The sequence below is a fragment of the Streptomyces sp. NPDC004327 genome, from assembly GCF_042873935.1.
Classification (GTDB): domain Bacteria; phylum Actinomycetota; class Actinomycetes; order Streptomycetales; family Streptomycetaceae; genus Streptomyces.
The window spans coordinates 31081-44734 of sequence record NZ_JBIAME010000005.1; the positions used below are offsets into that span (position 1 = coordinate 31081).

The 13654-nt window shown below is 73.0% G+C and carries 12 protein-coding genes; all 12 read right to left on the reverse strand.

Going from position 1 to position 13654, the window contains the following annotated elements; genetic code table 11:
• Positions 1–24: 24 nt before the first annotated feature.
• Positions 25–1410 (reverse strand): aspartate aminotransferase family protein, encoded by a 1386-nt coding sequence (locus ACFYU9_RS17820; protein ID WP_389206826.1) that lies wholly within the window; start codon positions 1408–1410, stop codon positions 25–27.
• A complete protein-coding gene (gene hpnH / locus ACFYU9_RS17825; protein ID WP_389206827.1) occupies positions 1407–2432 on the reverse strand; it encodes an adenosyl-hopene transferase HpnH in 1026 nt (341 codons plus the stop codon). Before hpnH ends, ACFYU9_RS17820 begins: the two co-directional genes overlap by 4 nt.
• A gap of 8 nt (positions 2433–2440) precedes the next feature.
• Positions 2441–3064, reverse strand: coding sequence for a 1-hydroxy-2-methyl-2-butenyl 4-diphosphate reductase (locus tag ACFYU9_RS17830; RefSeq protein ID WP_389208027.1), 624 nt, complete (start codon positions 3062–3064; stop codon positions 2441–2443).
• Positions 3065–3267: 203 nt separating this feature from the next.
• Positions 3268–5274: a squalene--hopene cyclase gene (gene shc / locus ACFYU9_RS17835; protein ID WP_389206828.1), complete on the reverse strand. Its 2007-nt coding sequence runs from the start codon at positions 5272–5274 to the stop codon at positions 3268–3270.
• A gap of 120 nt (positions 5275–5394) precedes the next feature.
• A complete protein-coding gene (locus ACFYU9_RS17840; protein WP_389206829.1) occupies positions 5395–6495 on the reverse strand; it encodes a polyprenyl synthetase family protein in 1101 nt (366 codons plus the stop codon).
• A complete protein-coding gene (hpnE, locus tag ACFYU9_RS17845) occupies positions 6492–7922 on the reverse strand; it encodes a hydroxysqualene dehydroxylase HpnE (RefSeq protein WP_389206830.1) in 1431 nt (476 codons plus the stop codon). Before hpnE ends, ACFYU9_RS17840 begins: the two co-directional genes overlap by 4 nt.
• Before the next feature lie 118 nt (positions 7923–8040).
• Positions 8041–8991 carry a presqualene diphosphate synthase HpnD gene (gene hpnD / locus ACFYU9_RS17850; protein WP_389206831.1) on the reverse strand — a complete coding sequence of 317 codons (951 nt, stop codon included), beginning with the start codon at positions 8989–8991 and terminating at the stop codon, positions 8041–8043.
• Entirely contained in the window at positions 8988–9908 is a 921-nt protein-coding gene (hpnC, locus tag ACFYU9_RS17855) for a squalene synthase HpnC (protein ID WP_389345332.1), read from the reverse strand. The genes hpnD and hpnC overlap by 4 nt, the downstream gene beginning before the upstream one ends.
• A gap of 323 nt (positions 9909–10231) precedes the next feature.
• The gene (locus tag ACFYU9_RS17860; protein ID WP_389345333.1) at positions 10232–10879 is read right to left on the reverse strand and encodes a TetR/AcrR family transcriptional regulator; all 648 of its coding nucleotides are present in this window, start codon (positions 10877–10879) and stop codon (positions 10232–10234) included.
• A gap of 132 nt (positions 10880–11011) precedes the next feature.
• Positions 11012–11797 carry an ABC transporter ATP-binding protein gene (locus ACFYU9_RS17865; RefSeq protein WP_389206836.1) on the reverse strand — a complete coding sequence of 262 codons (786 nt, stop codon included), beginning with the start codon at positions 11795–11797 and terminating at the stop codon, positions 11012–11014.
• Positions 11790–12719 (reverse strand): ABC transporter permease, encoded by a 930-nt coding sequence (locus ACFYU9_RS17870; protein ID WP_389206837.1) that lies wholly within the window; start codon positions 12717–12719, stop codon positions 11790–11792. Before ACFYU9_RS17870 ends, ACFYU9_RS17865 begins: the two co-directional genes overlap by 8 nt.
• A gap of 50 nt (positions 12720–12769) precedes the next feature.
• Positions 12770–13654, reverse strand: a complete 885-nt coding sequence (locus ACFYU9_RS17875) for a glycosyltransferase family 2 protein (protein ID WP_389206839.1) — start codon at positions 13652–13654, stop codon at positions 12770–12772.

The window sequence follows — 13654 nt, forward strand, 5'->3', positions numbered from 1 at the left end:
CACCGAAGCCGCCGGAAGAACGCGTCAGCGCTGCGCGACGGCCTGCTTGACCAGCGTCTTTCCGAAGTCCCACAGGAGTCCGCCGCCGCCGTGGGCGTCGTCCATCACCGCGGTGAAGGCGGTCACGAAGCGGTCGACGTCCGCCTCGTCGATGATCAGCGGCGGGATGAGCTTGATGACCTCCAGGTGGTCTCCGGACACCTGGGTCAGGATGTGGTGGCGCTGGAGCAGCGGCACCACGACCATCTGGGCGAAGAGGCCCTTGCGGGCCGCCTGGAGCATGGTCCAGCGGCTGCGAAGGCCCAGCGACGACGGCCGGCCGAACTCGATGCCGATCATCAGGCCGCGGCCGCGGACCTCCTTGAGCAGCTCGTAGCGCGGTACGAGCGCGCGCAGCCGGGAGGCGAGCAGCTCGCCCGTCCGGCGCGCGCGGGCGACGGTGTCCTCGCTCTCCATGACCGAGAGCACGGCGAGGCCGGCGGCCATGGCCTGCGCGTTGGAGCCGAAGCTGGCCGAGTGGACCAGGACCCGGTCCATCGAGGAGTAGACCTTCTTGAAGATCCAGTCCTTGCCGAGGGTGGCGCCGACCGGCACATAGCCGCCGGAGAGCGCCTTGGCGACGCAGACCAGGTCGGGCTCGACACCGTCCTCGTGCTGGTAGGCATAGAAGTCGCCGGTCCGGCCGAGGCCGGTCTGCACCTCGTCGGCGATCAGGAGCGCGCCGTGCCGGTGGAGCAGCTCCTGGGCGGCCCGCAGGAAGCCTGGCGGGCTCTGGTGGACGCCCTTGCCCTGGACGGGCTCGACGACGAAGCCGGCCACGTCGCCCTTGCGCAGCTCCCGCTCCAGGGCGTCGAGGTCGCCGAGCCCGATCTCCGTGTCGGGCAGCAGCGGCGCGAAGCCGTCCCGGAAGCCCTTCTCCCCGTTGACGGAGAGGGAGCCGGTGGTGAGGCCGTGGAAGGCGTGCGCGCAGTAGACGATCCTGGGCCGCCCGGTGGCGTACCGGGCGAACTTCAGGGCGGTCTCGACGGCCTCGGTGCCGCTGTTGCCGAAGAAGACCCGGTCGAGGTGCGGGCTGTGGGCGAGCAGCCGCTCGGCGAGGAGCCCGGGCAGCGGCGGGCAGTCGAAGCGGGTGAGGTCGGCGAGCTCGGCGTCGAGGACGTCGTGCAGCGCCTTGCGGACGACCGGGTGGTGCCGGCCGAGCCCCATGACCCCGAAGCCGGCGAGCATGTCGAGGTAGTCGTTGCCCTCGGCGTCCCAGAAGTGCGCGCCCTCGGCCCGTACGTAGGTCCGGTCGAATCCGATGGTGTGGAGCATGCGCGGGAGCTGGTGGTTGAGGTGGCGGGCGTGCAGCTCGTAGCGCTCGCCGCCGCGCTCGGCCAGCAGCGCCCGCAGGTCGAACTCGCCGGTCATGACGTGGAGTTCCCGTTGACGGTCTCGCGGACCGCGCGCAGCGACTCCTTGAGGGAGCCCATGGTGGCGAGGACGGCGGTGGGCTCGTAACCGCAGTGCGCCATGCAGTTGGCGCAGCGCGGGTCCCGGCCGCGGCCGTACTTGTCCCAGTCGGTCTCCTCGATGAGTTCGCGGTACGTGGGGACGTAGCCGTCGCTCATCAGGTAGCAGGGGCGCTGCCACCCGAAGAGGGAGTAGTTGGGGATCGCCCACGCGGTGCAGGGGAAGTCGGCCTTGCCTTCCAGGAAGTCCAGGAAGAGCGGCGAGTGGTTCAGCCGCCAGCGGCGCCGGTTTCCGCCCGCGAACGCCTTCCGGAAGAGTTCCCTGGTCTGTTCGACGCCGAGGAAGTGCTCCTGGTCGGGGGCCTTTTCGTAGGCGTAGGCGGGCGAGATCATCATCTCGTCCACCTGGAGGTCGTCATTGAGGAAGTTGAGCACCTCGATGACGGTCTGCGGGGTGTCGGTGTTGAAGAAGGTCGAATTGGTGGTGACCCGGAATCCGCGCCGCTTGGCCTCCTTGATGGCCGCGACCGCCTCGTCGAACACGCCCTCCTTGGCGACGGATTCGTCGTGCCGCTCGCGCAGCCCGTCGATGTGCACGGCGAAGGCGAAGTACGGGGAGGGGGTGAACTCGTCGAGCTTCTTGCGCAGCAGCATCGCGTTGGTGCACAGGAAGACGTACTTCCTCTTGGCCACCAACTGGCGCACGATCTCGTCGATCTGAGGGTGCATCAGGGGTTCGCCGCCGGCGATGGACACCATCGGAGCGCCGGACTCCAGGACGGCGCCGACCGCCTGGGCGACCGGCATGCGCTGCTTGAGGACGCCCGCCGGGTGCTGGATCTTGCCGCAGCCCTCGCACTTGAGGTTGCAGGCGAACAGCGGCTCGAGCTCGACGATCAGCGGGAACTTGTCACGCTTGCGGAGCTTCTGTTCGAAGAGATAGGTCCCGACCCGGATGGACTGACGGAGCGGCATGGCCATGACTCGGCTCACCTCCTGGGGAGCAGCAAAGAACGGTGCCATTCGAAGAAAGCGGGAAGGACGGCACGGAGAACGCGGAACGCCGATATTCCCCCGCGTACGGTGCCGATCCGGACCAGTTCATGTTCTGGAGCGTCCACGACCACCCGGACGGCCGCAACCGGGCGGGGTCCGACTGCGGTCGCGGTGCGCAGGGTGGCGGCGGACTCCATGTCGACGGCGATGGCCCCGCCGGCCGCGAGCGCGGCCCGCTCCGGGCCGCGCACCACGTGGTCGGAGCCGGTCAGCGGGCCGGTGTGGACGGTGTGCCCGGGCAGGGCGCGGGCGAGCGCCTTGACGAGCAGCTCGGTGCCGGCGCAGGGCGTGACGCCGTCGGCGTCGCGGGTCTCCTCGGCGACGACGATGTCGCCGGGGTGCATACCGGGCGCGAGGCCCGCGCAGAAGCCGGAGGCGATGACGGCCGCGTCCCGCCAGGGCTCACGGGCCAGCGCCCGGGCCACGCCCCGGCGGGCGTGCGCCGGGCCCATCCCGGTCCGTACGACCGCGAGCGGCGCGGGCGCCCCGGCCCGGTCGCCGCTGCGCAGCGCCAGCTTCTCGATGCCGAGCGCGCAGGCGACGATCAGCGGCGGCACGGCGAGTCCGGCACCGGCCGCGGCCCGGGCCCGTACGGGATGCCCGGCCCCGGCCCGTACGGGATCCGAGGCCCGTACCGGACCGCCGGCCCCGGCCCGTACCGGACCGCCGGCCCCGGCCCCTACGGCGGCCTCGGCCGGCCCTGCGGCACCCTCGGCGCCCTCGGCGCCTCTGGGGCCCTCTGCGGCCGGCTCCCGGGCCATCAGGTGTCCTCCCGGCCGTGCGGCACCGGCTCGCCGTGCACATAGCGGCCGAGCGCGGTGAGCGGGAAGACCTGGCGGTAGAGGTGGTAGTTGATGGAGAAGTCCCAGGGGAAGCCGGTGCCGGTGAACTGCGGCTCGTCCCAGGACCCGTCCGCGCGCTGCCGCTCGACCAGCCAGGCGATGCCGCGGCGGACCGCTTCGGAGTCCCGCTCGCCGGCCGCGAGCAGGGCGATCAGCGCCCAGGCGGTCTGGGAGGCGGTGGAGGTGCCGCGGCCGATCCACTGCCGCATCCGGTACGAGCGGAGGTCCTCGCCCCAGCCGCCGTCCTCGTTCTGCACGGACGCCAGCCAGCCGGCCGCGCGGCGGATCGCGGGGTGGGTGCGGGGCAGTCCGGCGGCGACGAGGGCCGGGACCACCGAGCCGGTGCCGTATACGTAGTTGACGCCCCAGCGGCCGAACCAGGCGCCGTTCGGCTCCTGTTCGGCGAGCAGCCACTCGACGCCCCGCCGGGTGCGCGGGTGGCCGGCCTTGCCCTCGTGGGCGAGCATCTCGACCACGTGGGCGGTGACGTCGGCGGACGGCGGGTCGATGACCTCGCCGAAGTCGCAGAACGGCAGCCGGTTGGGGAAGGAGCTGGTGTTGTCGGCGTCGAAGGCGCCCCAGGCGCCGTTCCTCGACTGCATCCCGGCGGTCCAGCGCGCGCCGCGGCGGACCGCCGCCTCCACCTTCGCCGGGTCGGGGTGCCTGACCCGGCGCAGCGCGAGGATGACCTCGGCGGTGTCGTCGATGTCCGGGTAGTTGTCGTTGTGGAACTCGAACGCCCAGCCGCCCGGCGGGAGTTGCGGTCGCCGCACGGCCCAGTCGCCCTTGCGGGTGATCTCCTCGCCGAGCATCCAGTCGGCGGCCTTCACGAGCGCCGGGTGGTCCGGGCGCACGCCCGCGTCGGCGAGCGCGATGGTGGCGAGGCAGGTGTCCCAGACCGGGGACTGGCACGCCTCGATCATGCGGGCGCCGTCCTCGCGGGTGACCGCGAAGCGGTCGAGCGAGGCGAGGCCGGCGCGCATCACGGGGTGTTCCAGGTCGTAGCCGAGCAGGTGCAGGGCGATGACCGAGTAGACGGCGGGCGGCTGGATCCCGCCCCAGCAGCCGTCGTTCTCCTGGCGTTCGACGATCCAGCGGGCGGCGGCGTCCATGGCGGTCTTGCGCAGCAGGCGCGGGGCGACCTTGCGGTAGAGGTGCAGGCCCTTGTCGACGCGCTGGAAGAAGCCGTCCCAGCTGAGGGCCGGAGCGAGCCGCTTCACCGGGTTCGGGCGGGCCGGGTCGGTGTGCAGCTCGTCGAGCGGGAAGGGCGCGGGCCGCACCGGACGCTTGGCGGAGACGACGGTGAGCGGCACGATGGTCTGCCGGGCCCAGCAGCCGAAGTCGTAGATGTTGAGCGGGAACCAGCTCGGCAGGAAGACCAGCTCGGGCGGCAGCTCGGGCAGGTCGTCCCAGCGCCACCAGCCGAAGAGCGCGAGCCAGATCCGGGTGAAGACGCGGGCCGCGGCGATGCCGCCCTGCTCGCGGATCCAGGCGGCGGCGCGGGCCATGTGCGGGGCGTCGGGGAGGTCGCCGGCGAGCCGGAGCGCGACGTACGCCTCGACGGTGGCGGAGAGGTCGCCGGGCCCGCCGTAGAAGGTGGCCCAGGTGCCGTCGTCCCGCTGCTCGCCGCGGATGAAGAGGGCGGCGGCGCGGGTGGTGTCCGGGTCGAGGATCCCCAGGAACTGGCGGAGCAGCAGGTCCTCGGCGTCCATGGTGACGTTGGTCTCCAGGTCGCCCTTCCACCAGCCCTCGGCGTCCTGCCGGCCGAGGAGGTGGTCGACGGAGCGTTCGGCGGCCTTGGCGGCGGCCTCGTCGAGCGCTCCGGGCGCGGGCCCGCCGGTGAGCGTGCCGGTGGTCGTGTCGCTGGCCGAGGCTGCCGCCCGGGGTCCCACGGCCCCGGCGCTTCCGTCGGTCGTCGCTGTCATGGCTTCCCCTTCATGCAGTCGGTCAGTGAGTGACGCGTACTTCTGCTTTCCCGGGTCTGCCGTCGGCCGGTGCGCGGGGCACCGGCCGGCGACTGCGCACCTATATCAGAGCGATGGCGATCATCTCTTCCGCACGACGACGAAATCGGCCAGTGCCGTGAGCTGCTCCCGGACCCTGGCCGGCATGTCGACCTCGTGCAGGGCGCGGACGGCGATGGCGTGCTGGCGGCGGGCCTCCTGGGAGGTCCACTCCCGGCCGCCGGCCTCCTCGATGAGGGCGGCGCGGGTGGCGAACTCCTCCTCGGAGAAGGAGTCGAAGTCGGTGCTCTTGGCATCGGCCGCGAGCAGCTCGCCGAGCCGCTCGGAGGCCGGGCCGCCGGCCGCGAGGGCGGCGACGACCGGCAGGGACTTCTTGCGCTGGCGCAGGTCGGACCAGGTCTGCTTGCCGGTGGCGTCCGGGTCGCCCCAGATGCCGAGCAGGTCGTCGACGGCCTGGAAGGCGAGGCCGAGGTGGTAGCCGTACTCCTCCAGCTTGTCGGCGGTCCGGTCGTCGCAGCCCGCGAGGACGGCGCCGATGGAGGCGGCGCAGGCGAGCAGGGCGCCGGTCTTGTTGCCCTCCATCTCCAGGCACTCCTCGACGGTGACCCGCTCGCGGTGCTCGTAGGAGATGTCCTGCGCCTGACCGTCGATGAGCTTGCGGTTGGCGGTGGTGAGGCGGCGGGTGGCGCGGCCGGCCTCGACGGTGCCGAGTTCGAGCAGCACCTCGTTGGCGAGGGCGGAGAGCGCGTCGCCGACCAGGATGGCCTGGGCGGGGCCGTGCACCTTCCACACGGTGTCGCGGTGCCGGCGCTGCTCGTCGCCGTCCATGAGGTCGTCATGGAGCAGCGAGAAGTTGTGCACCAGCTCGACGGCGACGGCGCCGGGGATGCCGACCTCGGGGGCGGCTCCGGCGGCCTCGGCGGAGATCAGCGCGAGGGCGGGGCGGACGGCCTTGCCGCTGTCGCCCTCGGTCGGGTTGCCCTCGGCGTCGATCCAGCCGAAGTGGTAGGCGGCCACGGTGTCCATGGGCGGCGCGAGGCGGTCGACGGCCGCCCGCATGACGGGCGTGGACAGGGCGCGGCCCCGTTCCAGCAGTGCGGCGACGTCCGCGGTGTCGACGCCCGGATTCCCCGGGGGCACAGTCGGCACGGTCTCTCCTCTAGTTCCGGTACTCACACTCATGCCGCCTCCTGCAGCGGATGGTCGTAGTGGCGGCCGAGGGTGGAGAGTGCGGCGCCCGCGGCGCTGAAGCCGCTGCGGACCGCACCCTCCATGGTCGCGGGCCAGCCGGTGGCGGTCCAGGCGCCGGCCAGGTAGAGGCCGGGGGCGTGGGTGCGGGCGCCGGGCCGGAGCCGGCCGACGCCAGGGGTCGCGGCGAACGTGGCGGTCCGCTCGCGGGTGACGAAGAAGTCCCGCACGCCGGCGCCGCGGGCGGCGGGCAGCAGCCGCTCCAGCTCGGGCAGGTAGCGCTCGCGCAGGGCGGCGACGGGCTCGTCGATCTCGTCGTGCGCGGCGGACTGGGAGAGGGCGAGGTACTGGCCGGGGCCGGTGAGCCCGGAGGAGTCGGTGCGGTCGAAGACCCACTGGACGGGCGTGCCGAGCGCGGCGAAGAACGGCCGGCGCAGCACCTTGCGGTCGTAGATCACGTGCACGTTGAGGATCGGCGCGGTGCCGATGTCGAGCAGCCGGTCGGGGTCGTCGAGGGCGCCGTCCGGCAGCAGCTCGCGGGTCTCGCGCTGCGGTACGGCGAGGACGACGGCGTCTGCCTCCAGGATCTCGCCCGCCGCCCTGACCGCCCAGCGGCCGTCGTCGGTGCGGGTGACCGCCTCGGCCTTGGTGCGCGTCTCGATCCGCACGCCCAGGTCGTCGAGGGCCTTGCGGGCGAGGGTGTCGTGGAGGTGGCCGAGCGGGACGTGGGCCCAGCCGATGTCGGCGGCGCCGTTCTCGGAGAGCAGTCCGGTCTTGAAGACCTTGGCCGCGAGACCCATGGAGGCGTGCGGGGCGAGCGCGTTGAGCGTCGCCACGCCGACCAGGTCCCACAGGGCCTCGACGGTGCGCGCGGACTGGCCGTGCCGGCCCAGCCAGGTGCCGAAGTCGATGCCGTCGAGCGCCGGGTCGGCCGGGTCCAGCTTCTTCAGCGCGAGCGCGGCGCGCGCGACGCTCGCCCGCTCGCCGGCCGACAGGTGCGGATAGGTCGCCAGGCTGCGGGCCAGGTGCAGCGGTACGGGCAGGGCGTCGCGCCGCAGCCGCCCGAGCCGGGGACCGCGCGGGTGCCCGACGTCGAGCACGGGCACGTCGAGGCGCGGCTGCACGGGCGCGAGGTGGGCGCCGTCGACCCGGTCGAGGAACCAGCTGTACGCGGTGCAGCAGCGCAGGTACACGTGCTGTCCGTTGTCGACCGTGAGGTCGCCCCGCTTGAAGGAGCTCGCGAGTCCGCCGAGCCGGGGCCGGCCCTCGAGGAGCGTCACCCGCACCCCGGCGTCGGCCAGCTGGAGCGCGCTCGTCAGGCCGGCGAGCCCGCCGCCGACGACGACGGCCGCGGGCCGCCGCTCGCCGTGTCCGCGCGCGCCGGCCGCTCCCCCGGTGACCCGGATCTCGTCGGCGGTCATGCGGCCTCCCCTCGGAACGTCGTGGTCAGGGACGCGGTACGGGCCCGGCGGGTTGTCCGGGGCGCGCCGGAGGCGGCGTAAGCGGGGCGGGCGGCGGCGCGCGCCAGGGGGGCGTACCTCACGCGGGCCTCCTGAGCGTGCGGCGCGAGATGTGGCGGGCGTCGAGGCCCGAGAGGCCGCGGACGGCCACGTACGCCTTCTCCCGGCCGGGGAGGGAGACGCGGCCGCGCAACACGGCGCCGGGGTCGCGTTCGATGCGGTCGAGGAGGCGGCGGTAGATGCCGGCCATGGCGGCGACGCAGGCGCCGCTGCGGCGGTCGAGCATCGGGAGCAGCCGGTAGCCCTCGGCGAACAGGGCTCGGGCGCGGCGGACCTCGAAGTGGACGAGGCCCGCGAAGTCGGCGCCCGGCGGCAGGGCGTCGGTGCCGAAGCCGTCGGCGCAGCCGAACTTGGCGAGGTCGTCGGCCGGCAGGTAGGTGCGGCCGTTGCCGGCGTCCTCGCGGACGTCGCGCAGGATGTTGGTGAGCTGCAGCGCGAGGCCGAGGGTGTCGGCGTACTCGGCGGCGCGCTCGGCGCCCACGGCGCCGGGCTGGGTGCCGAAGACGCCGAGCGAGAGCCGGCCGATGGCGCCGGCCACGCAGCGGCAGTAGACCTTGAGGTCGTCCCAGGTCTCGTAGGTCTCGCCGCGCACGTCCATGAGCACGCCGTCGATGAGCTCGTCGAGCCCGCCGAGCGGGATCGGGAAGCGGCGGGCGGCGTCGCTGAGGGCGACGGCGACCGGGTCGGTGTCGTCCTCCTCGACCTCGCCGGCGCGGACCCGGCCGAGGAGCGTGCGGGTGGCCTCCAGGCGGTCCTTCTTGTCGCCGGGCGCGAGCGGCCCGTCGCCGATGTCGTCGACGCGCCGGGAGAAGGCGTACAGGGCCGACATGGCCTGCCGCTTCTCGGTCGGCAGCAGCCGGATGCCGTACGCGAAGTTGCGCGCCTGCGTGCCGGTCACGGCCTCGCAGTAGCTGTACGCGGCCTGGACCTGCGCCGACGGCTGGGACTGTCCCTCCACTGTCCGGCTCACCCCTCTCTCCGCGCCGCGAGCAGGACGGTGCCCGCGCGGCGCATCAGACTCGGTTTGGCGGCCTTGGGCGGCCCGGACAGCACGTCGAAGCCGGCGGCGCCGATCGCGTCGAGCGCCGCGTACCCTCCGCCGGCGAAGCCGGCCAGCAGCAGCCGGAGGCGGCCGTGGACGCTGCCGACCAGCGGGAGGCCGGCGTCGAGCAGGCCGCGGGCCCGGTCCGCCTCGAAGGCGATCAGGGCGCGCACGGAGGCGCCGGCGGTGGGCCGGGCGAGGTCCTCCTCGGTGACGTGGAAGCGCTTCAGGTCCTCGGCGGGCAGATAGATCCGGTCGCGGCCGAGGTCCTCGGCGACGTCCTGGAGGTGCTCGACGATCTGGAGCGCGGTGCAGATCTCGTCGGAGCGGCGGATCCGCTCGGGCGTCGCGGTACCGGTGATGCCGAGGACGAGCCGGCCGACGGTGTTGGCGGACAGCTCGCAGTACGCCAGGAGGTCGTCGTACGTCTCGTAGCGGCGGACCAGCTGGTCCTGGCGGTTGGCGGCGACGAGGCCGAGGAACGGCTCCGGGGGGAGGCCGCGGCGCTCGACGGTGGGGCCGAGGGCACGCAGCAGCGGGTGCCGGGGCGGGCCGTCCGCGGGGTCGAAGACGCGCAGGAGGTCGGTCTCGAAGGCGTCGAGCATCGCGAGCCGGTCGCCGGCGTGCTCGGGGCCGACGCCGAGGTGGCGGGCGTCGGCGCCGCCGGGCGCGAGGTCGCCGTCGCCGATGTCGTCGACGAGGCGGGCGAAGCCGTAGACGGCCATGAGGTCGTCGCGCCAGGCGCGGGGCAGGAAGAAGGGGGCCACGGGGAAGTTCTCGTCCGCGGCCTTGCCGAGTGTGGTGCGCGAGGCGGTGTCGGGGCGCGCCTGCCCGGTTCCCGTCACCGGCCGCTGCCCGACGCGAGGACGGCTCCACCCTCGTGGAGCTGGAGATTCTGCGTCATGGCCGTCACATCTCCCGTTCTACACCGCGGATCCAATCCATCCTATTTCGGACACGCCGCCGACCCTTGCCCAGGGCCGGACGCCCGGCGGCCGGATGCCGTGGGGTATCGCCCCACTTGCCGCGAATCAGACCGGTCCAGCTTACGTTGTACGAGGCGCTGTATCGCGTCCGGGGGTCGGCGCACCGCGACAACGCGGCGGGGCCGGTCAACCTTCCCGTACCGAGGGGAAGTTCACGGAACCTTGACGTTCTCCACCGGTTCTCAGCAGGCGCGGGTCCCGGAGACGACCATCGCCAGCGTGGACTCGACGACGTCGTCCCGGCGCTGGGCGGGCAGCCGTCGCAGCGGGTCCTCCAGGAGCAGCAGCGACAGGCCGTGCACGGCCGACCACGCGGCGGCCTCGGCGGCGGGCCGGGCGGCGCGGGGCGGCCGGGCGGCCGCGGCGACGGCGCCGAGGGCGTCGGTGAGCAGCGCGAACGCCCGTACCCCTGCCGCGCCCGGGCCCTCGGCGGCGGTCCCGGCGGCCCCGGCATCGGCACGGGGAGCGGAGAAGGCGGACCGGTAGAGGCCCGGCTGGGCGACGGCGAAGGCGACGTAGCCGCGACACAGGGCGGCGAGCCTGGCCTCGGCGGCGAGGGCGGGGTCGTCGGCCCCGGGGGCGCGGACGGCGGTGCGCTCCATGGCGTCGGCGAGGGCGTGCCGGGCGTGCTCGCGGACGGCGGCGAGGAGCTCGCCGCGGCCTTCGAAGTGCCGGTAGGCGGCGGTGGGCGAGACGCCGACGCGGCGGGCGGCCTCGCGCAGCACGACACGTTCGGGGCCCCCTTCGGTGGCGAGGCCGACGGCCGCGCAGATGAGGGCGTTGCGCAGGTCGCCGTGATGGTAGGTCTTTCCTCCCGAGATCGCTGCCATGGGCTCATCCTGCCCGATGTTGACCGCATGAACATTCCGGGCGGGTCCGCGACGCGCGAAAACCGGACGCGCCCCGACACGAAACCGCCCCCGCCGATCGGATCGGCGGGGGCGGTGGAAACCGTGCGGGGACTACTTGCCGGTCTCGCGCTCGTAGGCGGCGATGACCTCGTCGGTCGGGCCGTCCATGAGCAGCTCGCCCTTCTCCAGCCAGAGCACCCGGTCGCAGGTGTCCCGGATCGACTTGTTGCTGTGGCTGACCAGGAAGACCGTGCCGGCCTCCTTGCGCAGCTCGCGGATGCGCTCCTCGGAGCGGATCTGGAACTTGCGGTCACCGGTCGCGAGCGCCTCGTCGATCATGAGGACGTCGTGCTGCTTGGCGGCGGCGATGGCGAAGCGGAGCCGGGCGCCCATGCCGGACGAGTAGGTCCGCATCGGCAGCGAGATGAAGTCGCCCTTCTCGTTGATTCCGGAGAAGTCGACGATGTCCTGATAACGGCCCTTGATCTCCTCGCGGCTCATGCCCATGGCGAGGCCGCCGAGGATCACGTTGCGCTCACCGGTCAGGTCGCTCATCAGGGCCGCGTTGACGCCGAGCAGCGAGGGCTGGCCGTCGGTGTAGACCTTGCCGCTCTCGGTCGGCAGCAGGCCGGCGATGGCGCGCAGCAGGGTCGACTTGCCGGAGCCGTTGGTGCCGATCAGGCCGATGGCCTCGCCGCGGTACGCGGTGAAGGAGACGCCGCGGACGGCGTGCACCTTGCGCACGCCGCGCTCGCTCTCGCCCTTGCGGCCGCGGATGATCCGGCTGAGGGCGGCGGTGGCGCTGCCCTTGCCGCCGGCGGCGCCGTTGACCCGGTAGACGATGTGGACGTTGTCCGCGATGACGGTGGGCACACGGCCCTGGGAGTGATCAGCCACGGCCGTACTTCTCCTCGGCCTTCCAGAAGTAGACGAAGCCGCCCACGCCGATCACCACGGACCAGGCGATGGTGACGAACCAGACGTGCGGCGGGAGGTTGTGGGCCCCGTAGCCGTCGATCAGGGCGAACCGGATCAGGTCCATGTGCAGCGCGGCCGGGTTGTACTGGAGCAGGTCGGCGATCCAGGCCGGCTTGTCCGCGAGCATCACGGGGATGGAGAACATCACGCCGGACGCGTACATCCAGGTGCGCATGATGAACGGCATCAGCTGCGCGAGGTCGGGCGTCTTGGCGCCCATCCGGGCCACGATCATGGACAGGCCCGCGTTGAACACGAACTGCAGGGCCAGCGCCGGGACGAGCAGCAGCCAGCTCAGCGACGGGTAGCTGCCGAAGGCGATGGCGACACCGGCGAGCACGATCATCGAGAACAGCAGCTGCTGGAGCTGCTGGAGCGCGAAGGAGATCGGCAGCGTGGCGCGCGGGAAGTGCAGCGCCCGGACCAGGCCGAGGTTGCCGGAGATCGCCCGGACGCCGGCCATCACCGAGTTCTGCGTGAAGGTGAACACGAACACACCGGTCACGAGGAACGGGATGTACACCGAGTGCGGCATGCCCCGGTCCGCGCCGATGATCACGCCGAAGATCAGGTAGTAGACGCCGGCGTTGAGGAGCGGGGTCACCACCTGCCAGAGCTGGCCGAGCTTCGCCTGGCTGTACTGGGCGGTGAGCTTCGCCGAGGAGAACGCCAGGATGAAGTGGCGGCGGCCCCACAGCTGACGGATGTACTCACCGAGCCCCGGCCGGGCACCGCTGACCGCGAGACCGTGCTTCGCGGCCAGCTCGGCCGGGCTCAGGCCGTCGTCGGCGAACGGTCGGGTGCTGGTCATGACCCCACCGTCCTGCGTTGTGTCACTCACAAGTCGAAACTTTCGTGTTCAAGATGCGCGGCAAGTCGGGTACCACGATGTCAGACGACCGGCGGGCGTCCCAGCCGGGTCAGCCGCCATACCGTACGCCACCTCATGGGGCGGCGAGGCCCGCAGGGCACCTTCCATCCCGCCCGGAAACCGCCGAACCACGCCTTGAGCGCCTCGGCCGAGGGCCGCCGGGCCAGGGTGAGCAGCAGCCACACGCCGAGATAGACCGGCACCAGGGGTGCGGGAAGATTGCGGCGCGCCAGCCACACGCGGTTGCGTGCCACGTTGAAGTGGTACGTCGCGTGCCGGGACGGTGGGGTGGTGGGGTGCAGCAGCACCATGTCGGAACGGTAGTCGATCATCCAGTCGGCGTCGAGCGCCCGCCAGGCGAGGTCGGTCTCCTCGTGCGCGTAGAAGAACGCGTCGGGAAGACCGCCGACCTCCGCGAACACCTTGGTGCGCACGGCGTTGGCGCCGCCGAGGAAGGTGGTCACGCGCGAGGAGCGCAGCGGGTCCGAGGCGCGCAGCCGCGGCACGTGCCGGCGCTGGGTGAGGCCGGTCTCCGGGTCCGCGATCCGGAAGCTGATGATGCCGAGCTTCGGGTCGGCGGTGAACGCCTGCCGGACCAGCTCGCCGGTGTCGGTGTTGGCGAGCAGTCCGTCGTCGTCGAGGAAGAGCAGCACGTCGGCGTCGCTGCCGCCGGGACCGAAGGCCTCGATGCCGATGTTGCGGCCGCCGGGGATGCCGAGGTTCTCCGGCAGGGTGATCGAGCGGACGCCCTCGGGCAGGTCGGGGATCTCGACGCCCTGGCCGACGACGACGACCTCGATCGGGTCGCCGTCCTGCCGGGCGACCGAGTCGAGCAGCGCCCGCAGGTCGTCCGGCCGGTTGCCCATGGTGATGACGACCGCGCCCAGCTTCAGCGTTCCGGTCAT

Coding starts and splice junctions, on each gene's coding strand:
- ACFYU9_RS17820 (WP_389206826.1), bottom strand. CDS start 1,410: ATGACCGGCGAGTTCGACCTGCGGGCGCTGCTGGCCGAGCGCGGCGGC.
- hpnH (WP_389206827.1), bottom strand. CDS start 2,432: ATGGCCATGCCGCTCCGTCAGTCCATCCGGGTCGGGACCTATCTCTTC.
- shc (WP_389206828.1), bottom strand. CDS start 5,274: ATGACAGCGACGACCGACGGAAGCGCCGGGGCCGTGGGACCCCGGGCG.
- ACFYU9_RS17840 (WP_389206829.1), bottom strand. CDS start 6,495: ATGAGTGTGAGTACCGGAACTAGAGGAGAGACCGTGCCGACTGTGCCC.
- hpnE (WP_389206830.1), bottom strand. CDS start 7,922: ATGACCGCCGACGAGATCCGGGTCACCGGGGGAGCGGCCGGCGCGCGC.
- ACFYU9_RS17860 (WP_389345333.1), bottom strand. CDS start 10,879: ATGGCAGCGATCTCGGGAGGAAAGACCTACCATCACGGCGACCTGCGC.
- ACFYU9_RS17875 (WP_389206839.1), bottom strand. CDS start 13,654: ATGACCGGAACGCTGAAGCTGGGCGCGGTCGTCATCACCATGGGCAAC.